General features: G+C 53.2%; 22 protein-coding genes. 19 read left to right on the forward strand and 3 right to left on the reverse strand.

Annotated elements, in window-relative coordinates; genetic code table 11:
- Positions 1–5: 5 nt before the first annotated feature.
- The 8 genes from CCY01nite_RS13345 to CCY01nite_RS13380 all read left to right on the forward strand — a co-directional run bounded on the left by CCY01nite_RS13345 (position 6) and on the right by CCY01nite_RS13380 (position 9,240).
- Positions 6–1,337, forward strand: coding sequence for a DUF5009 domain-containing protein (locus CCY01nite_RS13345; RefSeq protein ID WP_222614384.1), 1,332 nt, complete (start codon positions 6–8; stop codon positions 1,335–1,337).
- 10 nt (positions 1,338–1,347) lie between these two features.
- Positions 1,348–3,198 (forward strand): sodium:solute symporter family protein, encoded by a 1,851-nt coding sequence (locus CCY01nite_RS13350; protein ID WP_146862291.1) that lies wholly within the window; start codon positions 1,348–1,350, stop codon positions 3,196–3,198.
- Positions 3,199–3,266: 68 nt separating this feature from the next.
- Complete coding sequence (locus tag CCY01nite_RS13355) at positions 3,267–3,938, forward strand: GDSL-type esterase/lipase family protein (protein ID WP_146862294.1); 672 nt, start codon at positions 3,267–3,269, stop codon at positions 3,936–3,938.
- A 2-nt stretch (positions 3,939–3,940) separates the two neighbouring features.
- Entirely contained in the window at positions 3,941–4,615 is a 675-nt protein-coding gene (locus CCY01nite_RS13360; protein WP_146862297.1) for a GDSL-type esterase/lipase family protein, read from the forward strand.
- A 2-nt stretch (positions 4,616–4,617) separates the two neighbouring features.
- Complete coding sequence (locus tag CCY01nite_RS13365) at positions 4,618–5,553, forward strand: DUF4434 domain-containing protein (protein WP_146862300.1); 936 nt, start codon at positions 4,618–4,620, stop codon at positions 5,551–5,553.
- 22 nt (positions 5,554–5,575) lie between these two features.
- Entirely contained in the window at positions 5,576–6,760 is a 1,185-nt protein-coding gene (locus CCY01nite_RS13370) for a n-acyl-d-glucosamine 2-epimerase (RefSeq protein ID WP_146862303.1), read from the forward strand.
- A 146-nt stretch (positions 6,761–6,906) separates the two neighbouring features.
- Positions 6,907–7,743: an alpha/beta hydrolase gene (locus CCY01nite_RS13375; protein ID WP_146862306.1), complete on the forward strand. Its 837-nt coding sequence runs from the start codon at positions 6,907–6,909 to the stop codon at positions 7,741–7,743.
- A gap of 147 nt (positions 7,744–7,890) precedes the next feature.
- Complete coding sequence (locus CCY01nite_RS13380; RefSeq protein ID WP_146862309.1) at positions 7,891–9,240, forward strand: ATP-binding protein; 1,350 nt, start codon at positions 7,891–7,893, stop codon at positions 9,238–9,240.
- 6 nt (positions 9,241–9,246) lie between these two features.
- Here CCY01nite_RS13380 and CCY01nite_RS13385 read toward each other — a convergent pair whose 3' ends face one another.
- Together CCY01nite_RS13385 and CCY01nite_RS13390 are read right to left on the reverse strand one after the other, a co-directional pair.
- Positions 9,247–9,936, reverse strand: a complete 690-nt coding sequence (locus CCY01nite_RS13385; protein WP_146862312.1) for a LytR/AlgR family response regulator transcription factor — start codon at positions 9,934–9,936, stop codon at positions 9,247–9,249.
- Entirely contained in the window at positions 9,905–10,939 is a 1,035-nt protein-coding gene (locus tag CCY01nite_RS13390) for a sensor histidine kinase (protein ID WP_146862315.1), read from the reverse strand. The genes CCY01nite_RS13385 and CCY01nite_RS13390 overlap by 32 nt, the downstream gene beginning before the upstream one ends.
- Positions 10,940–11,033: 94 nt before the next feature.
- Between CCY01nite_RS13390 and CCY01nite_RS13395 the strand changes: the two genes are divergently transcribed.
- Complete coding sequence (locus CCY01nite_RS13395; RefSeq protein WP_146862318.1) at positions 11,034–11,771, forward strand: EcsC family protein; 738 nt, start codon at positions 11,034–11,036, stop codon at positions 11,769–11,771.
- On the opposite strand, the gene CCY01nite_RS13400 is transcribed toward CCY01nite_RS13395, so the two are convergent.
- On the reverse strand, positions 11,768–13,159 hold the full coding sequence (locus CCY01nite_RS13400; protein WP_146862321.1) for an aminopeptidase P family protein: 1,392 nt from the start codon (positions 13,157–13,159) through the stop codon (positions 11,768–11,770). The two genes, CCY01nite_RS13395 and CCY01nite_RS13400, sit on opposite strands and share 4 nt — an antisense overlap.
- A 330-nt stretch (positions 13,160–13,489) precedes the next feature.
- Here CCY01nite_RS13400 and hisG point away from each other — a divergent pair, with 330 nt between their 5' ends.
- The 10 genes from hisG (at position 13,490) to trpB (ending at position 23,817) form a co-directional block, all read left to right on the forward strand.
- Positions 13,490–14,344 (forward strand): ATP phosphoribosyltransferase, encoded by an 855-nt coding sequence (gene hisG / locus CCY01nite_RS13405; RefSeq protein ID WP_146862324.1) that lies wholly within the window; start codon positions 13,490–13,492, stop codon positions 14,342–14,344.
- Positions 14,345–14,354: 10 nt separating this feature from the next.
- A complete protein-coding gene (gene hisD / locus CCY01nite_RS13410) occupies positions 14,355–15,632 on the forward strand; it encodes a histidinol dehydrogenase (protein ID WP_146862329.1) in 1,278 nt (425 codons plus the stop codon).
- Positions 15,633–15,641: 9 nt separating this feature from the next.
- Positions 15,642–16,697 carry a histidinol-phosphate transaminase gene (gene hisC / locus CCY01nite_RS13415; protein WP_146862332.1) on the forward strand — a complete coding sequence of 352 codons (1,056 nt, stop codon included), beginning with the start codon at positions 15,642–15,644 and terminating at the stop codon, positions 16,695–16,697.
- An 8-nt stretch (positions 16,698–16,705) separates the two neighbouring features.
- On the forward strand, positions 16,706–17,839 hold the full coding sequence (gene hisB, locus CCY01nite_RS13420) for a bifunctional histidinol-phosphatase/imidazoleglycerol-phosphate dehydratase HisB (protein WP_146862335.1): 1,134 nt from the start codon (positions 16,706–16,708) through the stop codon (positions 17,837–17,839).
- A 266-nt stretch (positions 17,840–18,105) separates the two neighbouring features.
- On the forward strand, positions 18,106–19,515 hold the full coding sequence (locus tag CCY01nite_RS13425; protein WP_146862338.1) for an anthranilate synthase component I family protein: 1,410 nt from the start codon (positions 18,106–18,108) through the stop codon (positions 19,513–19,515).
- A gap of 1 nt (position 19,516) precedes the next feature.
- The gene (locus tag CCY01nite_RS13430) at positions 19,517–20,086 is read left to right on the forward strand and encodes an anthranilate synthase component II (protein WP_146862341.1); all 570 of its coding nucleotides are present in this window, start codon (positions 19,517–19,519) and stop codon (positions 20,084–20,086) included.
- A 1-nt stretch (position 20,087) separates the two neighbouring features.
- Positions 20,088–21,083, forward strand: a complete 996-nt coding sequence (gene trpD, locus CCY01nite_RS13435; protein ID WP_146862344.1) for an anthranilate phosphoribosyltransferase — start codon at positions 20,088–20,090, stop codon at positions 21,081–21,083.
- The gene (trpC, locus tag CCY01nite_RS13440) at positions 21,080–21,904 is read left to right on the forward strand and encodes an indole-3-glycerol phosphate synthase TrpC (RefSeq protein ID WP_146862347.1); all 825 of its coding nucleotides are present in this window, start codon (positions 21,080–21,082) and stop codon (positions 21,902–21,904) included. The genes trpD and trpC overlap by 4 nt, the downstream gene beginning before the upstream one ends.
- 69 nt (positions 21,905–21,973) lie before the next feature.
- Positions 21,974–22,603 carry a phosphoribosylanthranilate isomerase gene (locus CCY01nite_RS13445; RefSeq protein ID WP_146862349.1) on the forward strand — a complete coding sequence of 210 codons (630 nt, stop codon included), beginning with the start codon at positions 21,974–21,976 and terminating at the stop codon, positions 22,601–22,603.
- A gap of 8 nt (positions 22,604–22,611) precedes the next feature.
- Positions 22,612–23,817, forward strand: a complete 1,206-nt coding sequence (gene trpB, locus CCY01nite_RS13450; RefSeq protein WP_146862352.1) for a tryptophan synthase subunit beta — start codon at positions 22,612–22,614, stop codon at positions 23,815–23,817.
- The last annotated feature ends 4 nt before the right edge of the window (positions 23,818–23,821 follow it).

A 23,821-nucleotide genomic window follows, 5' to 3' on the forward strand; every position in this document is an offset into this window, starting at 1 on the left:
TGAGTATGAACCGAAGTAACAGTCTTGATGCACTCCGCGGCTTTGCCATCCTGGCGATGGTGCTTTCCAGCAGCATAGCCTTCGGCATCCTGCCCGGCTGGATGTATCATGCACAAACACCGCCGCCTTCCCACCAGTTCAACCCGGCGCTTCCGGGATTGACGTGGGTAGACCTGGTGTTCCCTTTTTTCCTGTTTAGCATGGGCGCGGCCATTCCGCTGGCGCTCAGAAAAAAGACATCCGCATTCAAAGTATCCGGGCACATCCTGCTGCGTTATGCGCTGCTGGTGTTCTTTGCCGTATTCACGCTCCATGCAAGGGCATGGGTGCAATCTCCCGGCCCCGGATGGACGGAGCAGCTTGTTTCCATCGCCTGCTTCATATTATTATCCTTCATGTTCATCCGCACGGAATCCCGTTGGATGCTACTCTTTAAAATTGCCGCCTTCGCCGCGGGCATTGTATTCCTGTACCTGCAGCCGGGTTTTGACATCTATAAAAGTGATGTCATCATCATTGTACTGGCCAATATGGCCTTTTTCGGCTCCGCGGCCTGGTGGCTGACCCGCCGTCATCCGCTGGTGCGCATTGGTATCCTGCCATTCATAGTAGCCATCTTCATCGCGGAAGGATGGGCGCAGGAGCTGTTCAGCTGGTCCCCGCTGCCCTGGATGTACAAGTTCTACTACCTCAAGTACCTGTTTATCATCATTCCCGGTACCTTTGCCGGAGAGTGGCTGCTGTTGCAGACGCCGGAACAAACGGAGGCGGATAAACGCAAATGGATGCTGATGGCGGCTTGCGCGCTGCTGCTGGTGATCGTGAACCTGGTAGGGTTGCAGTCCCGCTGGCTGCTCGTGAACCTGTCGTTGTCCGTTGCTATCGGCACTTTCATGCTGGTGTTATCGAACCGCATATCGGCGCCGGTGAGAAGCTGGAAGAATTTTCTGCAGGCGGGCATTTACCTGTTATGGCTGGGGCTGTGCTTCGACAGCACGCAGGGAGGCATTAAAAAAGATCCGTCCAATTACGCCTATTATTTCGTAACAGGCGGCCTGGCTTTCCTGGTATTGCTCGGCTTCTGCATCCTGGAGCACTTTGGCCGCGCCACCGCCGCCATCCGCTACCTTGCCGCCAACGGAAGAAATCCGATGGTGGCCTATGTAACGGGCAACCTGCTGTTATTGCCGCTGCTGCATCTTACCGGCGCTATACAGCTCTTCAGCGCGCTGGAAAATAATGTATGGCTCGGCGTATTGCGCGGCCTGCTATTCACCGGCATCGTATCGGTCGTTACCATTTTCTTCGTCAACCGTAAATGGTACTGGAAAACATAAATCAATCAGCATGTCATTAAGTGTATTAGATATCGGGATTATCATTGGTTATATCATCGCCATTCTTTTTATCGGATTTTATATCGCGAAGAAGGCGTCGAAAGACCTGCAATCCTATTTTTTGGGCGGTAACAAAATGAAATGGTACATGCTGGGGCTGAGCAATGCTTCCGGTATGTTCGATATTTCAGGTACGATGTGGACGGTGAGCATCCTGTTCATCTACGGCCTGAAAAGCGCCTTCATTCCGTGGCTGTGGCCTGTCTGGAACCAGGTATTCGTATTCGTGTACCTCGCCATCTGGATGCGCCGCTCCAATGTGATGACCGGCGCGCAGTGGATCACCTTCCGCTTTGGCGACGGCAAAGGCGCCCGCCTTTCGCATATCATCATCGTGGTGTTCGCCATCGTGAGCGTGATCGGCTTCATCGCTTACTTCTTTGAAGGGATCGGCAAGTTTTCCACTTCCATCCTGCCCTGGGATTTGTCGGTACAGATCGGCAATTTCTACCTCAGTTCTGAAAGAAGCTACGCGCTCATCCTCTGCATCATGACCACCCTGTATACGATCAAAGGCGGCATGTACAGCGTGGTAGCCACGGAAGTGATGCAGTTCCTCATCATGACCGTTTCCTGTTTCGTGATAGGTTACATCGCTTATACGGCCGTTACGGCGGAGCAGGTGAATGCGGCCATTCCCGCGGGCTGGAAAGACCTTTCATTTGGCTGGAACCTTGACCTGAACTGGAGCAGCACGCCATTCCCCGCGGTAGACGGGAAGATCGCATCAGACGGTTTCGGGCTGTTCGGTATTCTGATGATGATGATGTTATTCAAAGGCATCTTTGCTTCCATCGCGGGTCCCGTGCCGAGCTATGACATGCAGCGGGTATTGTCCACCCGCACCCCCGGCGACGCCGCGAAGATGAGCTTCACCACCATCTGGGTGATGTACATTCCCCGCTACCTGATGGTGGCCGGCTTTGCCGTGCTGGCGCTCGTGTACCTGCAAACCGAACTCGGCGCACAGGGCAGCAACATCGATTTTGAGAAGATCGCCCCGGAAGCGATCGCCAAATTTGTGCCGGCCGGATTTAAAGGGTTGCTGCTGGCCGGTCTGCTCGCCTCTTTCATGGGTACTTTCTCGGCCTTCGTGAATGCGGCGCCTGCTTACATTGTGAACGACATCTACAAAAAATACATCAACCCGGCAGCCTCCAACGCCAAATACATCCGCATCAGCGTGATCTCCTCACTGGTACTGGTGATCGTGGGCATACTCTTTGGTTTCATGGGCGCTTCGCTGAACAAGCTCACGCTCTGGATCACCTCGGCATTGTACGGTGGATATGCCGCGGCCAACTTCCTGAAATGGCTCTGGTGGCGGTTCACCGGTTACGGTTATTTCTACGGCATGCTGTTCGGCCTGATCGGCTCTACCATCAAGCTGTTCTTCTTCCCGGAGATCGTGGACATCTATGTGTTCCCGCTGATCCTGCTGTTCTCTTTCATCGGCTGTATCGTCGGCACCTATATGTCGCCGCTCGTGAACATGGAAGCGGTGAAAGCATTTTACAAACAGACCAATCCCTGGGGCTTCTGGGGGCCGGTGAAAAAAGCGGTCATGGATGAAGATCCCGGTTTTGTGCCGAACAAGGATTTCAAAAGGGATATGTTCAATATCGTGATTGGCATTATCTGGCAGATGGCGCAGGTAGTGATCCCCATTTATTTCATGATCCGCGAGAACTACCGGATGCTTGGATGGGTGATCATCTTTATTGCCACCACCTGGCTGTTGAAAAAGAACTGGTGGGACCGTCTTGGGAAAGCCGATGAAAAATATAAACAGGTACAATAGATTGATATGAAAACGAGCATGATTAATGCGAGATTCCATCTGACCCGTAAAAAATTAAATATTAACAGATGAAATACGTACTATTTGGTCTGATGCTAAGCCTGGCCGCCATCTCCGGCGTCAGCGCCCAGTCCGTGGACAGCACATACGACAATTCACATTACAAAGAAAGGCAGGAGCTGTTCGCCACGCTGCCCGTTCAAAAGAAAGCAGTCGTTTTTCTCGGCAACAGCATCACCGAAGCGGGAAAATGGAACGAGATATTGCCGGGGAAACCCGTGCAGAACCGCGGTATCAGCGGGGACAATACTTTCGGCGTACTGGCCCGCCTGCCGCAGATCGTTGCCACGAAGCCCGCGAAGATCTTCCTGCTGATCGGCGTGAACGACCTGAAACGCGAGGTGCCGGTAGATGTGATCATCAACAATTACCGCCGTATGGTAAACATGGTGAAGAATGGATCGCCCAGAACAAAGCTCTACCTGCAAAGCGTATTGCCGGTGAACGATACCATTCTGATAGAACCCTTCCGCAAAGTGACCAACGCCAATGTGGCCAAACTGAATGAAGCATTGCAACAACTCGCGAAGGATAACGGGTACGCCTATGTGAACCTGCACGAGCCTTTTGCAGATGAAAAAGGGCAGCTGAAAAGAAAGGACACGCCGGACGGCCTGCATCTGAAGATCGGGGCATACACCATCTGGGTCAATTATCTGCGGAGCAAAAAATATTTATAAGCATGAAACGATTACTCCTGTATACCGCCTGTCTGCTGCCTGCCGCCGCTTTTGCGCAGGACCAGCCGAAGATCGACAGCAGCTACGCCAACTGGTACTACGAAGGAAGAATGGAACTCTACGATCAGCTGAATGACCAGCCGGCGGATATCCTCTTTCTCGGCAACAGCATCACCGAAAGAGGGGAGTGGCATGAGCTGCTGCCCGGCCGCAAGGTGGCGAACCGCGGCATCGGCGGCGATAACACTTTCGGCGTGCTCGCCCGCCTGGACGGCATCATACAGCAGCGCCCGAAAAAGCTGTTCCTCCTCATCGGCATCAACGACATCGGCCGCGGGCTGCCCACGGAAGTGATACTGAACAATTACCGGCAAATCCTTGTAAAACTCACAGCGGGCCTCCCCAAAACAAGGATCATCGTGGAAAGCGTATTGCCCATGAACGACAGCAAGCTGGCGTACGATTACCTGAAGAACAAAGCAGGCAAAGTGAAAGCGCTGAACGAAGGGATCGTAAAGCTGGCCGCTGAATTCAGGCTCATGTACCTCAACCTGCATGAGCTGTTCGCGGACGCGGATGGTGCGCTGAAAGCGGATTATACGAAAGACGGCATCCATCTGTTGCCGGCAGCGTATGTGGACTGGGTAGCCTGGTTAAAAACAAAAAAACAATTGTAGTCATGCAAATAACAGGCACTTTCCTGGACGAGATCAGTCACGATATCCCCCATCAGAACTGGGGGCGTGAGGAATGGGACCGGGATTTTGGTCATATGAAGGCCATCGGCATCGATACGGTGATACTGATCCGCAGCGGGTACCGCCGTTTCATCACCTATCCTTCCGCCTACCTGCAAAAGCAGTTCGGCTGCTACGAACCGCCGGTGGACCTGGTGAAGATGTACCTGGAACTGGCGGACAAGCACGGGATGCAGTTCTACTTCGGCCTGTACGACAGCGGTCACTATTGGGATACCGGCAATATGCAGCCGGAAATAGATGCCAACCGCTATGTGATAGACGAAGTATGGCAGCAATACGGCCACTATAAGAGCTTTAAAGGCTGGTACCTCAGCATGGAGATCAGCCGCCGTACAAAAGGCGCGGTGGAAGCTTTCAGCACCCTCGGCAAACAGTGCAAGGATGTCAGCAACGACCTCTTTACATTCATCTCCCCCTGGATAGACGGAAAGAAAGCCGTGCTGGCCGCATCGGCGGGCCTCACGAAAGAAGACGCCGTTTCCGTACAGGAACATGAGAAAGAGTGGAGCGAAATATTTGATGGCGTACGCGGCGCGGTGGATGCCGTTGCTTTCCAGGACGGGCACATCGACTATCACGAGCTGCACGAATTCTTCGCCGTCAACAAAAGGATGGCGGACAAATTCGGGATGCAATGCTGGACGAACGCGGAATCTTTCGACAGGGACATGCCCATCAAGTTCCTGCCCATCAAGTTCGAAAAGCTGCGCCTGAAGCTCGAAGCGGCGCGCCTGGCCGGATACGACAAAGCCGTCACCTTCGAGTTCCCGCATTTTATGAGCCCGCAATCTGCCTACCTGCAGGCCGGACATTTATACAACCGCTATAAAGAATACCTGGAAGGGTTGAAATAGCCATTTAATCTACAATCGAAAAATGAAACATTTAGCCGCATTATACAAGAAAGAGTTATTGGAAAACGTGTTACCCTTCTGGATCAATCATTCAAAAGACGAGCAGCATGGCGGGTTTTTTACCTGCCTGGACCGCGCGGGGAATGTGTTTGATACAGATAAGTTCATGTGGCTGCAGGGCCGTGAAGTATGGATGTTCGCCATGTTGTACGATAAGGTGACGCAGAACCCGCAATGGAAAGAAATGGCGCTGCATGGCGCCGCCTTTATGGAAAAGCACGGAAGGGACGCGCAGGGCAACTGGTATTTTTCGCTTGCACAGAACGGACAACCGCTCATCCAGCCTTACAATATCTTTTCTGATTGCTTTGCCGCACTGGGTTTTGGCGCATTATACAAGATCGACCCGAAACCGGAATATTACAGGATCGCCAAAGAAACGTTCGACAATATCCTGCAACGCCGCAACAACCCGAAAGGCATCTACACGAAAAATGTCCCAGGCACCCGCAACCTGAAGAACTTCGCCCTGCCGATGATCCTCTGTAACCTGTCGCTGGAGCTGGAACACATCCTTGGCAGCGAGAAAGTGAACGAATTCATTCCCGAGGTGCTGGAAGAAGTGATGAACGTATTCTATCAGAAAGATACCGGCCTTGTACTGGAAAATGTGTATGAAGACGGCAGCTTTTCCGATTCCTTCGAAGGCCGCCTGATCAATCCCGGCCACGCGATTGAAGCCATGTGGTTCATTATGGACCTCGGCGTGCGGCTGAAGGACGAAACGCTTATTCAAAGGGCGGTGAAGATCGGTCTGGATATGCTGGAATACGGATGGGACAAACAATACGGAGGCATTCTCTATTTCATGGATATCAAAAACCAGCCACCGCAACAACTTGAATGGGACCAGAAGCTCTGGTGGGTGCATATGGAAACGCTGGTGTTCCTGGCCAAAGGCTGGCAGCTCACGGGCAATGAAGCCTGCAAGGCGTGGTTCGAAAAAGTGCATGCTTATACCTGGGAGCACTTTAAAGACAACGAGCATCCTGAATGGTTCGGCTATCTGAACCGTCGCGGTGAGCCGTTGCTGGAACTGAAGGGCGGTAAATGGAAGGGATGTTTCCACGTGCCGCGTGCGCTGTACCAGGTGTGGCAGGCGCTGGAAAAGGCGCCCGCGTTCGCGGAGCAGCCGGTCGTGGCCTAGGCGCCGGAAAAATGTTGACAGGGGTTGTACCAAAAGTAATCTGATTGCGTAAAATTCTCCCGATCGGATACCCGGATAAAAACGGGTAAAATTACTTTTGATACAGCCCCTGTTGCGGTATAAAGATTGTTTTTCTATATTGAGATATGAGATTGATATTCTGCCTGCTGCTGCTCGGCAGCGTTGCCCGGGCGCAAACGCGCATTACCTATGCTGTTAAAGGAACAGATACCCTGTACATGGACCACTACGCGCCCGCTGTAAAAGCCAACGGCATGTCCATCGTTTTCGTGCATGGCGGCGGTTTCTCCGCCGGGGACCCGAAGAACCAGCGGCCCTTTGCCGAAGGCATGAGCCAGCGCGGATATAATGTTTTCGTGATCTCTTACCGGTTATACCTGAAAGACAGCAGCTTCAGCTGCAACACGCCGCTGTCCGAAAAGTTGAAGGCCGTGCGTTTCGCCGTGGAAGATGCCGCCGATGCATCAAAATATGTGATCCGGAACGCTGCATCGCTGCAAGTGGATACCGGCAAGGTTTTCATCGCTGGCAGCAGCGCCGGCGCGGAAACCATTCTGCAGTTATTATACAATCCTTTCGCCGCTCCCGATCCTTTCTTCCGGCAGCAACGTTTCCGCGGCGCGATGGTATTCGCGGGGGCGCTGTTGGATATGAACACCATGCGCAAGGATAATTATATTCCCATGTTACTGATGCACGGCACGAAAGACCAGCTGGTGCCTTTTGGTACGGCATCCCATCATTTCTGCAATGCCAATGCTCCCGGCTGGATGATGCTCTTTGGCGCAAAGACCATTTATGGGCAGGCGAAGGCATTGAACAAGCCGGTTGTGTTATACACTTATACCGGCAAAGGGCATGAGGTGGCTAATTATATGTTCCGGGAATTTGAGAAGATGGACGGGTTTATGAAAGGTGTGGTGAATGGCAGGAGGATGGGGGCGAAGGAGGTTGTTTTGTGATGATATTGATAATCAGTATGTTATGAGTATTTGCCCCCAAAATGAGTATGTTTTCGGTGAAAATTGCCCCCAAAATGTGCCTGATTTTACAATAGTTGCCCCCAAAATGAGTATAAAAATGCGTATTTTTGCCCCCAAAATAGAGATATGTTAAACCGGAATATACTGCAGGAGCTGCTGGAATGGCGTACCCGGCCGGATCGTAAGCCACTTATTTTAAGAGGCGCGCGTCAGGTGGGAAAAACAACAGTAGTGGAAATGTTTGCCGGTAATTTTCAGCAGTATATTTCTCTTAATCTTGAAATAAACGAAGAGGCTGCCCCTTTCAGGAATTATAAAAACATCCGGCAGTTAACGGAAGAAATATTCTTTCTGAAGGATAAAAGCATAGGGAAGCTGAAGGATACTTTGCTGTTCATTGATGAAATACAGGAAGTCCCGGAAGCGCTCAACATCCTGCGTTACTTTTATGAGCAGCTTCCTGAACTGAATGTTATCGCCGCAGGTTCACTGCTGGAAACTGCTATTAAGGGAAATGTAAAGATACCTGTTGGCAGGGTGGAGTATAAGGTCGTTCGCCCCATGTCTTTTGATGAGTTTCTTCAGGCAACAGGTGACAAGGCAGCCCTGGAACAGTTCAGGAAGGTGCCGGTGAATGATTATGCCCATGACAGGATGTTAAGCCTTTTTCACACCTATACTTTAATTGGCGGCATGCCTGAAATTGTCAATCATTACGTAACGCACCGGAACCTGACAGCGCTGGTGACCCTGTACGAATCACTCATCATTTCATACATCAATGATGTTGAGAAATATGGCAGGACCAATAATCTTGTACAGGTGATCCGTCATGTGATTAATGCCGCCTATTATGAAGCTGGTACCCGCATCAAATTTGCTCACTTTGGTAATTCCAATTATGCCTCAAAGGAAGTAGGGGAAGCATTCAGAACGCTTGAAAAAGTGATGCTGGTACATTTGATCTATCCTACAACGAATACGGCTTTGCCCATTGTGCCGGATCACCGGAAATCACCAAGGCTGCAGGTGCTGGATACCGGTATGATGAATCATTTCGCCGGTCTTCAGAAAGAAATTATCGGCGCAGCCGATCTCGATAATTTATACCAGGGTAAGATCGCTGAACATATCGTGGCGCAGGAGCTGCTCGCGTCAAAATGCAATTTGCTTAATAATCTGAATTTCTGGGTACGGCAAAAAGTAGACGCGACCGCTGAGATCGATTTTGTAGTGCAGTATGATGGTCTTATTATCCCGGTTGAAGTGAAATCAGGCGCCTCAGGAACATTGCGGTCATTACACGTTTTTATGGATGCGGCTCCTCACGACATTGCGGTAAGACTGTACAGCGGGAACATCAGGATCGATCAGGTGACTACAATAAACGGGAAATCATATAACTTGCTAAGCTTGCCTTATTATCTTGCTGCGCATATTGAGAAGTACCTTAACTGGATGAAGTCACAGCTTTAGCTGATCCTACCTCTCCTTCAACCTGTTCAGATTGATTTTGAACGTCTGCCCCACCGGCAGGCTCTCATCCAGGATCACCACATGCCGCGGCCCCCATTCTTCCACTTTGTCCGCCGCAATGATGTAAGATTTATGTATCCGCACGAACGTACCGGTCGGTAAAAGCTTTTCCATCTCCGCGGTGGTGGCGTTCACCACAAGACATTTGTTTTCCAGGTACACCTTCACGTAGTTGCCCATGCTTTGCACGTAGTAAATATCCTGCGGGTCCACTGTGGTTTGGGTGCTGCCGGTTTTCAGCACCAGCGGCTCCTGTGGCTGGCTGACGGGAGGAGCTTCCTGCTGCAGGATCTTGTTCACGGCTTTGAGGAAGCGCGGGAAGCTGATGGGTTTCAGGATGTAGTCCACCACATCGTACTCGTAGCTTTCCAGCGCAAATTCGCTGTAGGCGCTGGTGAGTATGATCTTGGGATGATTGTTGTTCAGTATTTTCAGCAGGTCCAGCCCGCTTAGTTCCGGCATGTTGATATCCAGGAATACCAGGTCCACCTTCTCGCGGTGCAGGAAGTTGGCGGTTTCCATGGCGTTGTAGCAATGGCCGACGATCTGGAGGGCCTGTACTTTTTCGATGTGCGCCTCCAGCACATAATGCGCCCCGGGTTCATCATCTACGATCAGGCAACGGAGTACTTGCATGGCGTTCGAGTGTTAAAAGGAGTTCTGTATGATAAATATTGTTCTCTTCATGCGTGACGAGCGTATGTTTGTCAGGGTAAGCCAGCGCAAGCCGCTGCTTGACGTTATTCAATCCCACGCCCGTCGAAGATACGGAGGATTTGTTAGCCGGCACCGTATTGCGGATGCGCAGCAACAGCGTTTCGTTCCTGATCTCCAGTTCCACTTTGATGTAGCTCGCCTGTATGCTGGAAGGCGCGTATTTGAAGGCGTTCTCCACAAAGGTGATGAGGATAAGCGGTGTGATGAGCAGGTCTTTCTCGCTTCCTTTTTTCTTGAAGTTCACCTGGCAGCGCTGCCGCACGCGCGCTCTTTCGAGGTGCACATAGTTGCGGATGAACTGCAGCTCGTCTTCCAGCGGCACCAGCTGCTTGCGGGAGCTTTCCAGCTGATAGCGCAGCAGCTCGGATATGCTGAGGATCAGCTCGGGCGTTTTGTTGGGATAACGGAGGCTGACGCCGTAGAGGTTGTTCAGGGTGTTAAAGAAGAAATGCGGGTTCAGCTGGCTTTGCAGGTACTGGATCTCCTTATCCCGCATCAGCAGCGAGTTGCGAAGCTCCATGGTATGCAGTGTGGCCTGGCGGTACATGAACCACAACCCGATGCCCACCAGCAGGCAGGTAACGGCGAACACGAGATCGCCGATCCAGAACATCTCTATATCCACCTTGAAAATATGCACCCGCAACGTATAGGTGATAGCGGTAGTTACGGCCAGCCAGCCCGCCAGCAGCCAGGTGTACTGCCAGTATTGCCGTTTCATGATCAGCAGCTGCAGCATGTATTTGTTATGCAATACCGCCATGATGTATACGGCCAGCACAGACACGCCCTGGTACAGGTATACCCTGGTATTGCTGAGCGGCGTATACTGTATGTTGATGAGCACATTCAGCGTCAGCAGCACGATCAGGAAAAGGATATTGGCGACCCAGCTTTTGTTCAGAATATTTTTCAAAGCCATACAGCAGGCAATTTAAGGCGATCCGGCGCTATTCCATACAAATATCTGATAATCCGCATTCATCATTTGCCGATCTTTATAAAAATACCGAAGGATGTACGATCAGCAAACACGGCGCGAACTGGCAGACTGGCAGCATAAAATGCGCAAAGGTCCCTCGTGGGTGGACCGTACGGCGAAGTCCCTGCAAAACCGCATCAACCGCGTGATCCCGGAAAAAGTGCACAACGCCATTACCGTCACCATCAAGCAGATGGTGCGCGGCGTGCTGTTCGGCGCCAAATACACCGTACCTGCCTTGCCGCCGCATGTTTCCCTGCGGCAGACGGAAATAGCCGTGCGCAGGCAGATCGACATTTACCGGAAAACCGCCGCGGCGGAAGGCGGCATCACCGGCGCGGGCGGCATATTGCTGGGCCTGGCGGATTTTCCCATCCTCCTCGGCATCAAGCTGAAAATGCTGTTCGACATTGCCACCCTGTACGGCTACGATGTGAAAGATTATAAAGAAAGACTATACCTGCTGCATATTTTCCAGCTGGCCTTCAGCAGCCCGCAGCACCGGAAGGTGGTATATGAGCAGATCACGGACTGGAACAACAGAAGCCGGGAGCTGCCGGAAGATATCAATGCGTTCGACTGGCGTCAATTCCAGCAGGAGTACCGCGATCATCTGGACATCGCCAAGATGGCGCAGCTGATACCGATCATTGGCGCGGTAGTGGGTGTGGTGGTCAATTACAGGTTGATCAATAAACTGGGCGAAACGGCCATGAACGCTTACCGGATGCGGTATTGGGCGGATGTGGACGAGGAGCGCAACCGGGTTTAGTACAGCCGCAGCGCTTCGATCTCCTTCAATGTTTTCGGCAGATGCTTTCCAAGCTTGTGGCTGCCGTCTTCCGTAATGAGGAAATTATCTTCGATCCTGATCCCGCCGAAATCCCTGTAAGCCGCTACGGCCTTATAGTTGATGAAATGTTCCAGTTTCTTTTCCGCCGCCCACCGGTCGATCAGCTCGGGGATCATGTAGATGCCCGGCTCCACCGTCAGCACATACCCTGTTTCCAGCTCGCGGCCCAGCCGGAGGGACTTCCAGCCGAATTCTTTGCTTTTTTTCAGGGTATCCGTGTAGCCCACGTATTCTTCGCCGAGGTCTTCCATATCATGCACGTCCAGCCCCATCATATGCCCCAACCCGCACTGGAAGAACAGCGTATGTACGCCGGCAGCCACGGCTTCCGCGGGGTCGCCTTTCACGAGGCCGATCGCTTTCAGTCCGCTCAGCAGGGTTTCACTGGCCTGCGCATGCACTTCCCGGAACGTGATGCCCGGCCGGAGTAAGCTGATGGCATGGTCCATCGAACCCAGCACAATCTGGTAGAGCTCTTTTTGCCGGCTTGTAAACTCCCTGCCCACGGGGAATGTGCGCGTCAGGTCGCCCGCATAGTGCATGGCATTTTCCGCGCCGGCGTCGTTCAGGATCATTTGTCCATCGCGGATCGTATTGCCGTGATAGTGATTATGCAGTACCTGTCCGTTTACGCTGAGGATCACGGGGTAGGAGAGCCGCCCGTTGGCCGCGGCCGCCACTTCCTCCACCTTCGCTACCAGCTCGTATTCCTTCATGCCCGGCCTGGTGTGCCGGATGGCCGCCATGTGCATGTCAGCGCTGATAGACACGGCGTCTTCGATCTCTTTTATTTCGATGGCTTCTTTATGTGCTCGTTGTTCGATGACCGCTTTGATCAGGGTCAGGGAATCCGCCATCTCCGGCGCGGTGCACAGCCAGGCGGCCAGCTGCATGCTGTTTTCCGGGCGGTAGGGTTTGAGGATGTGGACCGTCCGCCCATGCGCCTGCGCGTCCTGCACCAGCTTCCCGGCCTTCTGGTAGGGCGCCGTGGAGGAAACGCCCACCATCTCCGCCATCTCGCGGACGGTAGGCAGCAGGCCGGTCCAGATGATATCGTCCATGCTCAGCTCGTTCCCGAAAATGGTCGTTGCCCCGCTCTCCGCGTCTATTGTAGCGGCCAGGCCGGCTACATCCAGCCCGAAGTAATACAGGAAAGTGCTGTCCTGCCGGAACGGATACCAGTTATCCTTATAGTTCATACTGCTTTCCTGGTTGCCCATCAGCAGGATCAGGCCGGAGCCGACCAGCTCCTGCAGCCGTTTTCTTCTGTTGATATATACCTCTTTCGGGAAAAGATTGAATTGCATGGTGTGATGATTGATATTCAAAAATAAAGAATGCGGGTCAGAGGAGGACCATTTTTAGATATTTTCAAAATATGGAAGGATTTACAAGAAATTAATTTGATTATCCGGATTACTTCCTAAATTTGCACTCGAATTATAAAACATGAACAACAACGTACATACCCATCATCACCATACTTACCAATGCGGTAGGCAGGGGATGCTGTAATGTACACACAGATATTCACCATAGAAGGCTTACCGCATCCCGGTAAGCCTTTTTTGTTTCAAAAACGATAACAGATGAAACCGTAAGGTTCCATCTGGCCCGTAAAAAATAAATATTAACAGATGAAACTACGAATTGCCATTCAGAAGTCCGGCCGGCTACACGACGATTCTATCAAACTGCTGAAAGAATGCGGGATAGACATCAACAACGGCGTAAACAAACTCAAGACAGAAGCCAGTAACTTCCCGCTGGAGGTGTTCTTCCTTCGTGATGACGATATCCCGCAGTACGTGGAAGACGGTGTGGCCGACATCGGCATCGTAGGCGAGAACGTAGTGCTGGAAAAGAACCGCCCCCTGCGCACCGTGGAAAAGCTGGGCTTCGGCAAATGCCGTTTAGCCATGGCCGTACCCCGGTCAATGACCTACAATTCCATTCAGGACCTCGACGGGCAGCGCATCGCCACCAGCTATCCCGTGATCCTCGGTGACTACCTGAAGAAAATGAACATCACGGCGGAGATCCACGAGATCAGCGGTTCCGTTGAAATAGCGCCGGGCATCGGGCTGGCGGACGCCATCTGCGACCTTGTGAGCAGCGGCTCCACCCTGTTCATGAATGGCCTGAAAGAAGTGGAAACCATCCTCCGCTCCGAAGCCATCCTGGTGGCCAACAACAGCCTCACGCCCGAACAGGAGCAATTGCTCGGCAAGCTGATCTTCCGCATACAGGCCGTAAAGAAAGCAAAGAACAACAAATACGTGCTGCTGAATGCGCCGAACGACAAGCTGCCCGAGATCATCGGCCTGCTGCCGGGAATGAAAAGCCCCACCGTGCTGCCGCTCGCGGAAGCCGGCTGGAGCTCCGTGCACTCCGTGCTCAACGAAAACGATTTCTGGGACATCATCGAAAGCCTGAAAGCCGCCGGCGCACAGGGCATACTGGTAGTACCGATCGAAAAAATGGTGATATAAAAACTTCGTTATGCAGATCATCCGCTACCCGGAAAAAGATACATGGGCCACGCTGCTGCAACGCCCGGTGCTGGACAACCGCCAGCTGGAGGCCACCGTGTCCGCCATCCTCGCTGATGTGAAAGCAAACGGCGATGCGGCGCTTAGAAAATATACAGTGCAATTCGACAAAGTAACGCTAACGGATATACTTGTTTCTCCGGAGGAGTTCGCCATCGCGGACGCTTCCCTCGATGCATCCCTGAAAGACGCCATCCGCCGCGCTGCCGCCAATATCGAAGCATTTCACCGCCCGCAGGTGGAAGCAGTGAAGATGGTGGAAACCATGCCCGGCGTGCAATGCTGGCGTAAACCGGTAGGCATCGAAAAGGTGGGCCTGTACATCCCCGGCGGCACCGCGCCGCTGTTCTCCACGATCCTCATGCTGGCCATTCCCGCCCGTCTCGCCGGCTGCGGCCGCATTGTGCTGTGCACGCCGCCGGGTAAGAATGGCGCCGTACATCCCGCCGTGCTGTGGGCCGCGCAATATACCGGCATTACAGAAGTGTTCAAGACCGGCGGCGTACAGGCGATCGGCGCCATGGCCTATGGCACGGAAAGCGTGCCAAAAGTGTACAAGATCTTCGGGCCGGGCAACCAGTACGTTACCTGCGCGAAGCAGCTCGTGAACAGCGCCGGCACTGCGATAGACATGCCAGCGGGGCCTTCCGAAGTGGCCGTGTTCGCGGATGACAGCTGTGTGCCCGCATTCGTGGCGGCGGACCTGCTTTCGCAGGCGGAGCATGGGGCGGACAGCCAGGTGCTGCTCGTCACTACTTCCGAAGAGGTGCTGAAAAACGTGGAAGCCGCCGTGCAACAGCAGCTTGCAGCGCTTCCGCGAAAGGAACTGGCCGCCAAAGCGCTTGATAACAGCAAGCTGGTACTGGTCGCCGACCGGGACGAAGCGATGGACATGCTCAACGCCTACGCGCCCGAACACCTTATCATGGCCTGCGAAAACGACGAAGCACTGGCAACGCGGGTGGTCAACGCGGGCTCCGTGTTCCTGGGGAACTATTCCCCCGAAAGCGCGGGCGACTACGCCTCCGGCACCAATCACACCCTGCCCACCAACGGCTATGCCACGGCTTACAGCGGCGTGAGCGTGGACAGCTTCGTGAAAAAGATCACCTTCCAGCGGCTCACCCGCGAAGGGCTGCAATCGCTCGGTCCCGCTATTGAGGCCATGGCCTCCGCGGAAGGACTGGAAGCGCACCGCCGCGCGGTATCCATCAGAATAAATTCGTAATTCAACTATATGTTCGACCTGAATAATCTCCTGAGAGATAACATCAAACGCCTCGTTCCATATTCTTCCGCCCGCGACGAGTTCAAAGGCGAAGCCTCCGTGTTCCTGGATGCCAACGAGAACAGCTTCGGCTCACCCCTGCCGCAAGCTTATCATCGTTACCCGGACCCGCTCCAATGGAAGGTGAAATATAAACTGGCCGATATCAAAGGCGTGCCGCCGCAGAACATTTTCCTCGGCAACGGCAGCGATGAAGCCATCGACATCCTCTACCGCGCGTTCTGCCGGCCGGGCATCGACAACGTGCTGCTTTGTCCACCTACCTACGGCATGTACGAAGTAAGCGCCAACATCAACGATGTAACCGTTCGCAAAGCCACACTGACGGAAGATTTCCAGCTGGACCTCCCCGCCATGGAAGCCGCCATCGACGCGAATACAAAACTCATTTTCATCTGTTCCCCCAACAACCCCACGGCAAACGCCATCCGGCGGGAAGACATCGAAATGATACTGAATAACTTTGACGGGATCGTGGTGGTAGATGAAGCGTACATCAACTTTTCCAAACAGAAAACGTTGATACAGGAGCTGACCGAATATCCCAACCTCGTGATCCTCCAGACGCTCTCCAAAGCCTGGGGCCTCGCCGCGCTGCGGGTGGGCATGGCCTTCGCCAGTGAAGACATCATCAACGTGTTCAACAAGATCAAACCGCCGTACAACATCAACCAGGCATCGCAGGAACTGGCGCTGGAAGCGTTAAACAACATTGAGCAGGTCAACAGCTGGATCAGAGAAACAGTAGAAGAACGCAATCAACTGGAACAGGCGCTGAACACGCTGCCCATCGTGGAAAAGGTATACCCGAGCGATGCGAATTTCCTGCTGGTGAAAACAACGGATGCCAAAGGCATTTACCAGCATCTCGTGGAAAAGGGGATCATCGTGCGCGACCGCTCTAAAGTAGAGCTTTGCGCCGGATGCCTCCGCATCACCATCGGAACGCCCGCCGAAAACAGGGAATTATTGACCGCTTTGCAGGCCGTGGCCGCTCAAAAATAAATGATATTATGAAGAGAGTATTATTCATAGACAGGGACGGTACGATGATCAAGGAAGTGCCGCCCACTTACCAGATCGACAGCCTTGAAAAGGTGGAGTTCTATCCCAAAGTATTCACCTACCTCGGCAAAATAGCCGCCGAGCTGGATTATGAGCTGGTGATGGTCACGAACCAGGACGGCCTGGGTACCCCGTCCTTCCCCGAAGATACCTTCACCGCCCCGCACCGGCACATCATGCAATCCTTCGAGAATGAAGGCATCAAATTCGCGGCGGTGCACATCGACAAAAGCTTCCCGGAAGATAACCTGCCCACCCGCAAACCGGGCATCGGCATGCTGAAACAGTATTTCAGTCCGGATTACGACCTCGCGAATTCCTATGTGATCGGCGACCGCATCACGGACGTAAAGCTGGCGCAGAACCTCGGCGCCAAAGCGATCTGGCTGAATGCCGGCACCTCCCTGGGGGCGGGCGAAGTAACAGACGCCGGCGGCCTGCAGGACGTGATCGCGCTGGAAAGCACCGACTGGGCGAAGATCTACGAATTCCTGAAAATAGGGCTGCGGAAAGTGGAACACATCCGCACCACCAAAGAAACAGACATCAGAATAAACCTGAACCTGGACGGAAAAGGACAGGCCAGCATCCACACCGGCCTCGCTTTCTTCGATCACATGCTGGACCAGATCGCCCGCCACGGCAGCATAGACCTGGACATCCAGGCCAAAGGAGACCTGCACATCGACGAGCATCACACCATCGAAGACACGGGCATTGCCCTCGGGGAAGCCTTTGCCATGGCGCTGGCTGATAAAAAAGGCACGGAAAGGTATGGCTTCTGCCTGCCGATGGACGATTGCCTGGCGCAGGTAGCGATCGATTTCGGAGGACGTAACTGGATCGTTTGGGATGCGGAATTTAAGCGCGAAAAGATAGGGGAGATGCCCACAGAGATGTTCTTCCACTTCTTCAAATCCTTTTCCGACGCCGCCAAATGCAACCTGAACATCAAGGCGGAAGGGGAGAACGAGCACCACAAGATCGAAGCCATCTTCAAGGCATTTGCAAAAGCCATCAAAATGGCCGTGAAGCGGAATCCGGACAATATGCAGTTACCAAGCACGAAAGGGGTGTTGTAAGATGGACAAAAGAAAATTTGCATTTTTGAATAAATCCCCCCATATTTGCTCTCACAATGCAAAAGAACATTACATACAAACATTGGTGGCACGCAGAAGGATTCTCCGCTGTGTAACAGTGCCATGTTTGTATTATAGATACTTTAGAAGGCTCGCTGTACACAGCGGGCCTTCTTCGTTTTCAGGTGTTTCGGTAAACTAAAAAGATGAAATCGAGCATGCCTATGCGAGATTCCATGAGGCCCGTAAGAAATCAAAATGAACGAATGAAGAAAATTCAGGTAAAAACACGATCAAAACAAATGCTGGCGGACGTTTTCACCCCGGTGAGCATCTACCTCCGCATCCGCGACAAGTTCCCGGGCAGCATTCTGCTGGAAAGCACGGACTCCCATGCCAGCGAGAACAGCTTCTCCTTCATCGGCATCAAGCCCATCGCCGGCATTGAAGTGACTTCCACGGATATTTTTGAATTCAAATATCCCGGCCAGCCCGTTGAGCACAAACAGCTCAAAAGCCGCCAGGAAGTGCTGAAAGAGATGGACGCTTTCCTCAAAAGCTTTTCCTTCTCCGAAAAATCGCCCGTGCCCTTCGCGGAAGGGCTGTTCGGTTACAGTACTTACGATTCCGTGCAGTTCTTTGAAAAGATCGCCTTTACAAAGCGCCCCGCGGCGGGAAACACCATTCCGCTCATGCGCTACCGTTTTTACCAGTACGTGATCGCCATCAACCACTTCAAGGATGAAATGTTCCTCATCGAAAACCTGGTGGACGGCCAGGAAAGCGAGTTCAGCTTCCTTGAATCACTGATCCGCAACAAGGATTTTCCGAGTTATCCGTTTGCCGTAAAAGAAGCGGAACAAAGTAATATGACGGACGAGGATTACATGGCCATGGTGGAAAAAGGCAAGCAGCACTGCTTCCGCGGCGACGTGTTCCAGATCGTGCTGTCAAGGGCCTTCCACCGCACTTTTTCGGGCGATGAGTTCAACGTCTACCGCGCCCTCCGCTCCATCAATCCATCCCCTTATCTTTTTTATTTCGATTACGGCGATTACAAACTGATGGGCTCTTCGCCGGAAGCGCAGTTGATCATCAAAGACCGGAAAGCCGTGATCCACCCCATCGCGGGCACATTCAAACGCACCGGCAACGACGAGCAGGACAAAGAGCTGGCGGACCAGCTGCTGGAAGATCCCAAGGAAAACGCGGAACACGTGATGCTGGTAGACCTTGCCCGTAACGACCTGAGCCGCTATGCAAAAGATGTGGAAGTGGAAACCTACCGTCAGATCAAATATTACTCCCACGTCATACACCTCGTCAGCGAAGTAACCGGGAAGATCAGCGAAGGCGTAAGCCCATTCGACATCCTCGCCGCTACTTTCCCGGCAGGCACTCTTTCGGGAGCGCCCAAATACAAGGCCATGGAGCTGATCGACAGCTATGAACCGACTGCGCGGGGCTTTTACGGCGGATGTGTGGGCTTTGTAGGATTTAACGGCAATTTCAATCATGCCATCATGATCCGTTCCATCCTCAGCCGCAACAACACGCTCTACTACCAGGCCGGCGCCGGTGTAGTAGCCAAATCCGTTGCCAGCTCGGAGCTTCAGGAAGTGAACAATAAACTCAATGCATTAAAACAGGCGATCGACCTGGCGCAAAATATCTGATATGAATATTCTGGTGTTTGACAATTACGATTCGTTTACCTACAATCTTGTGCACCTCGTGGAAAAGATCATCGGCGGCAAAGTGACCGTGGTGCGTAATGACGAGATCAGCCTGGACGATGTGGAACAATACGACCGGATCATCCTTTCCCCCGGTCCCGGTATACCCGAAGAAGCGGGATTACTCCTGCCGCTCATTAAAAGGTATGCCGCCTCCAAATCGATTTTCGGAGTATGCCTTGGTCAACAGGCCATAGGCGAGGCTTTCGGCGCGAAGCTCATCAACCTGAAAGATGTGTATCACGGCGTGGCGACGCCCGTGCAGATCACCGCCCGGAGCGGACGGCTTTTTTCCGGACTGCCGGACAGCCTCAATGTTGGGCGCTATCACTCCTGGGTAATAGACGAAAAAACGTTGCCCGCGGAGCTGGAAGTGACCGCCCGCGACGAGAACGGCTATGTGATGGCCGTGCAACATAAAAAATACGATGTAAGCGGTGTGCAGTTCCACCCGGAAAGCGTGCTGACGCCCGAAGGAGAACGGATACTGCGTAACTGGTTAAATATTTGAAATGAAAAAAATACTCAACTACCTCTTCGAGCATAAAACCTTCTCACGCGAAAGCGCCCGGGAAATACTCACTAATATTTCCAAAGGCGCTTACAACGAAAGCGAGCTGGCCGCCTTTATGACGGTCTTCCTCATGCGCAGCATCACCATAGAAGAGCTGCTCGGCTTCCGCGACGCTTTGCTGGAACTGTGTGTGCCTGTTAATCTTGACGGTCACGCCGTGCTGGATATCGTTGGCACCGGCGGGGACGGAAAGAACACCTTCAACGTTTCCACGCTCTCCTGCTTCATTGTGGCGGGAGCTGGCGGAAAGGTAGCCAAGCACGGCAACTATGGCGTATCTTCGATCAGCGGCGCTTCCAATGTAATGGAATCCGTCGGCTACAAATTCAAAAGCGACCAGGGCCAACTGCGGCATGAACTGGAAGAGGCCGGCATCTGCTTTTTACATGCCCCGCTTTTCCATCCCGCGCTGAAGAACGTGGCCGGTGTGCGCCGGCAGCTCGGCGTCCGCACCTTCTTTAACATGCTCGGGCCCCTCGTGAACCCCGCCTTCGCGCAGCATCAGCTGATCGGCGTGTACAGCCTGGAAATGGCGAGGATCTACAACTACCTGTTCCAGCAGACGGACAAACAGTTTGCCATCGTGCACAGCCTGGACGGGTACGACGAGATCTCCCTCACCGGTGATACCCGCATCATCACCAACAAAGGCGAGCAGGACTGGACGCCCGAAGCGCTCGGCAAACGCAAGGTGCATGCGGAAGATATCTACGGCGGCAATTCCACCGAAGAAGCCGCGAAGATATTCATGAAAGTGCTGAAGGGCGAAGGCAGCTGGGCGCAGAACTCCGTAGTGATGGCGAATGCCGCCATGGGGCTGTTCTGCCTGGAAGAATACCCCACCTACGATGAATGCTTCCAGGCAGCGGTGGAATCACTGGAATCCGGCGCAGCATATCAATCATTCAAACAACTGATCGCGTTACAATCATGAGAAATATCTTACAGGAAATAATCGCGCATAAAAGAACAGAAGTGGACGAACGCAGAAAGATGCGCGGGATCGACGAGCTGGAGCGTTCCCCCATGTTCAGCCGTCCCGTTCATTCGCTGCGCGCTTTCCTGAAAAACCCGGAGCGCACCGGCATCATCGCCGAATTCAAGCGGCAGTCGCCTTCCAAAGGCGTGATCAATGGCACCGCGAATGTACAGGAAGTAACGGCGGCGTATGCACGAAATGGAGCTTCCGGCTTGTCTGTGCTCACAGACCAGCAATTTTTTGGCGGTTCGATGGACGACCTGCAGCAGGCGCGCGCTGTGAACAACATACCTATCCTTCGCAAGGATTTTGTGATCGATGAATACCAGATTGCGGAAGCAAGAGCGATTGGCGCGGATGTGATCCTGCTGATCGCGGAATGCCTTCATAAAGCTGAAGTGGCGCGTCTTGCAAAATACGCAACAAACCTCGGGCTGGAAGTACTGCTGGAAGTGCACAGCGCGGAGCAGCTGGAGAAGATCACGCCGGACACGGCGCTCGTGGGCATCAATAACCGCGACCTGACCACCTTTAAAGTGGACATTCACCGCTCGATGGAACTGCTGCAACAGATCCCGGCGGAATACAGTAAAGTAGCGGAAAGCGGGATGGATGACCCGGCAACGATCATCACCCTGAAGAACGCCGGGTTCGACGGTTTCCTGATCGGAGAGCATTTTATGAAAGCAGACAATCCGGGCAGCGCGTTTGAGACGTTCACCCGGCAGTTGAAAGCCTTGCAGGCAGAACAGCAGCCTCCCCACACCGGTGGATGAGTTGATCCCGCGCCATCAGGCCGGAAAACATCAAAGGAACTAAGTCTGTACGAAAATCAAAATGGACGCATGAAAATAAAAGTCTGCGGTATCACCAGGCCGGAAGACCTGGAAGCATTGGTAGCACTCGGCGCCGATTACGCTGGTTTTATCTTCTACGGTAAATCCCCGCGCTTCGCCGGCAACAAGCTCGACGGCCGCACCGTGCGGGAAAAAGGAAAGCACATCGGCAAGGTAGGCGTGTTCGTGAATGCGGACGCGCAGCAGGTATTGCAGACGGTGAAGGATTACGGGCTGGACATGATACAGCTGCACGGCCATGAAAGCATCGCGCTGTGCGAACAGCTGCGCGCAACGGTGCCGGTGATGAAAGTGTTTCATGTGGATGAAAAAGGATACGGGCAGGCATCGTCTTTCCGGGAGGTCAGCGATTATTTTCTTTTCGATACGGCAAGCGCGGATTATGGCGGCACCGGCCGGCAGTTCAACTGGGAACTGCTGAAAGATTACCGGCTCGATCAGCCCTTTTTCCTGAGCGGCGGCATTGGTCCAGATGATGTGGAAGCTTTGCTGCAATGGCGTCATGAAAAGCTGTTCGCGGTGGATGTGAACAGCCGTTTTGAAACGGCTCCCGGCGTAAAGGACATGGAAAAGGTCGCCGCCTTCATCAAACAATTAAAACAAAACATAAAAAAATAAAACGCATCATGGATATAGCGGTGAATACCTCACAATCCAGGTATCATGTAAATGAAAAAGGCTACTACGGCCAGTTCGGCGGAGCTTACATCCCCGAAATGCTGTACCCCAACGTGGAAGAGCTAAGGCAGCAATACCTGCAGATCATGTCGGACCCCGGTTTTCAGCAGGAGTTTGAGCAGCTGCTCAAAGACTATGTAGGCCGTCCCTCTCCTTTATATTTTGCCAAACGGCTATCCGAAAAATACAAGGCGAAGATCTACCTGAAGCGGGAAGACCTGAACCACACCGGCGCGCATAAAGTGAACAACACCATCGGCCAGATATTGCTGGCAAAGCGCCTCGGCAAAAAACGCATCATCGCGGAAACCGGCGCGGGCCAGCATGGCGTAGCCACGGCCACCGTCTGCGCCCTGATGGACCTGGAATGCATCGTGTACATGGGCAGTGTGGACATTCAACGCCAGGCCCCCAACGTAGCCAGGATGAAGATGCTCGGCGCCACCGTGGTGCCCGCCACCAGCGGCAGCAAAACTCTCAAAGACGCCACCAACGAAGCGATCCGCGACTGGATCAACAATCCGGTAGACACCCATTACATCATCGGTTCCGTTGTTGGTCCGCATCCATATCCCGATATGGTCGCGCGTTTTCAGTCCGTCATCTCCGAAGAGATCAAACAGCAGCTGCTGGAAAAAACAGGCAGCGAAGATCCTGATTACGTGATCGCCTGCGTTGGCGGAGGCAGCAATGCCGCCGGCGCGTTCTTTCACTTCACCGACCGCGGGAACGTGAAGCTCGTAGCCGTGGAAGCTGCCGGCAAAGGCGTGAACAGCGGATATTCCGCCGCCACTTCCCAGCTTGGCAGGCTCGGTATTATCCATGCCAGCAAAACCCTGCTCATGCAAACGGACGATGGCCAGATCGTGGAGCCGCACTCCATTTCCGCGGGGCTGGATTACCCCGGCGTAGGGCCGCTGCACGCGCATCTCTATGAAACAGGCCGCGCGCAGTTCCTCAACGCAACAGACGATGAATCCCTCGCCGCGGCATACGAACTGAGCCTGCTGGAAGGCATCATCCCGGCGCTGGAATCCGCCCATGCGCTCGCCAAACTGAAAGAACTGCCGCTGCAACCGGACAATGTAGTGGTGGTATGCCTGAGCGGCCGGGGGGATAAGGACCTGGAAACCTATATCAAACATCTAAAGTAAAAGG

The organism is Chitinophaga cymbidii (genome assembly GCF_007992715.1).
Lineage (GTDB): Bacteria > Bacteroidota > Bacteroidia > Chitinophagales > Chitinophagaceae > Chitinophaga > Chitinophaga cymbidii.

What these genes read in the sequence shown, in the direction of transcription:
- CCY01nite_RS13425 (WP_146862338.1), top strand. Translation starts at nt 18,106, where the DNA reads ATGAAGAAAATTCAGGTAAAAACACGATCAAAACAAATGCTGGCGGAC.
- trpB (WP_146862352.1), top strand. Translation starts at nt 22,612, where the DNA reads ATGGATATAGCGGTGAATACCTCACAATCCAGGTATCATGTAAATGAA.
- CCY01nite_RS13430 (WP_146862341.1), top strand. Translation starts at nt 19,517, where the DNA reads ATGAATATTCTGGTGTTTGACAATTACGATTCGTTTACCTACAATCTT.
- CCY01nite_RS13355 (WP_146862294.1), top strand. Translation starts at nt 3,267, where the DNA reads ATGAAATACGTACTATTTGGTCTGATGCTAAGCCTGGCCGCCATCTCC.
- CCY01nite_RS13365 (WP_146862300.1), top strand. Translation starts at nt 4,618, where the DNA reads ATGCAAATAACAGGCACTTTCCTGGACGAGATCAGTCACGATATCCCC.
- CCY01nite_RS13375 (WP_146862306.1), top strand. Translation starts at nt 6,907, where the DNA reads ATGAGATTGATATTCTGCCTGCTGCTGCTCGGCAGCGTTGCCCGGGCG.
- CCY01nite_RS13385 (WP_146862312.1), bottom strand. Translation starts at nt 9,936, where the DNA reads ATGCAAGTACTCCGTTGCCTGATCGTAGATGATGAACCCGGGGCGCAT.
- CCY01nite_RS13345 (WP_222614384.1), top strand. Translation starts at nt 6, where the DNA reads ATGAACCGAAGTAACAGTCTTGATGCACTCCGCGGCTTTGCCATCCTG.
- CCY01nite_RS13350 (WP_146862291.1), top strand. Translation starts at nt 1,348, where the DNA reads ATGTCATTAAGTGTATTAGATATCGGGATTATCATTGGTTATATCATC.
- trpD (WP_146862344.1), top strand. Translation starts at nt 20,088, where the DNA reads ATGAAAAAAATACTCAACTACCTCTTCGAGCATAAAACCTTCTCACGC.
- hisG (WP_146862324.1), top strand. Translation starts at nt 13,490, where the DNA reads ATGAAACTACGAATTGCCATTCAGAAGTCCGGCCGGCTACACGACGAT.
- trpC (WP_146862347.1), top strand. Translation starts at nt 21,080, where the DNA reads ATGAGAAATATCTTACAGGAAATAATCGCGCATAAAAGAACAGAAGTG.
- hisC (WP_146862332.1), top strand. Translation starts at nt 15,642, where the DNA reads ATGTTCGACCTGAATAATCTCCTGAGAGATAACATCAAACGCCTCGTT.
- CCY01nite_RS13400 (WP_146862321.1), bottom strand. Translation starts at nt 13,159, where the DNA reads ATGCAATTCAATCTTTTCCCGAAAGAGGTATATATCAACAGAAGAAAA.
- hisD (WP_146862329.1), top strand. Translation starts at nt 14,355, where the DNA reads ATGCAGATCATCCGCTACCCGGAAAAAGATACATGGGCCACGCTGCTG.
- CCY01nite_RS13380 (WP_146862309.1), top strand. Translation starts at nt 7,891, where the DNA reads ATGTTAAACCGGAATATACTGCAGGAGCTGCTGGAATGGCGTACCCGG.
- CCY01nite_RS13395 (WP_146862318.1), top strand. Translation starts at nt 11,034, where the DNA reads ATGTACGATCAGCAAACACGGCGCGAACTGGCAGACTGGCAGCATAAA.
- CCY01nite_RS13370 (WP_146862303.1), top strand. Translation starts at nt 5,576, where the DNA reads ATGAAACATTTAGCCGCATTATACAAGAAAGAGTTATTGGAAAACGTG.
- hisB (WP_146862335.1), top strand. Translation starts at nt 16,706, where the DNA reads ATGAAGAGAGTATTATTCATAGACAGGGACGGTACGATGATCAAGGAA.
- CCY01nite_RS13445 (WP_146862349.1), top strand. Translation starts at nt 21,974, where the DNA reads ATGAAAATAAAAGTCTGCGGTATCACCAGGCCGGAAGACCTGGAAGCA.
- CCY01nite_RS13390 (WP_146862315.1), bottom strand. Translation starts at nt 10,939, where the DNA reads ATGGCTTTGAAAAATATTCTGAACAAAAGCTGGGTCGCCAATATCCTT.
- CCY01nite_RS13360 (WP_146862297.1), top strand. Translation starts at nt 3,941, where the DNA reads ATGAAACGATTACTCCTGTATACCGCCTGTCTGCTGCCTGCCGCCGCT.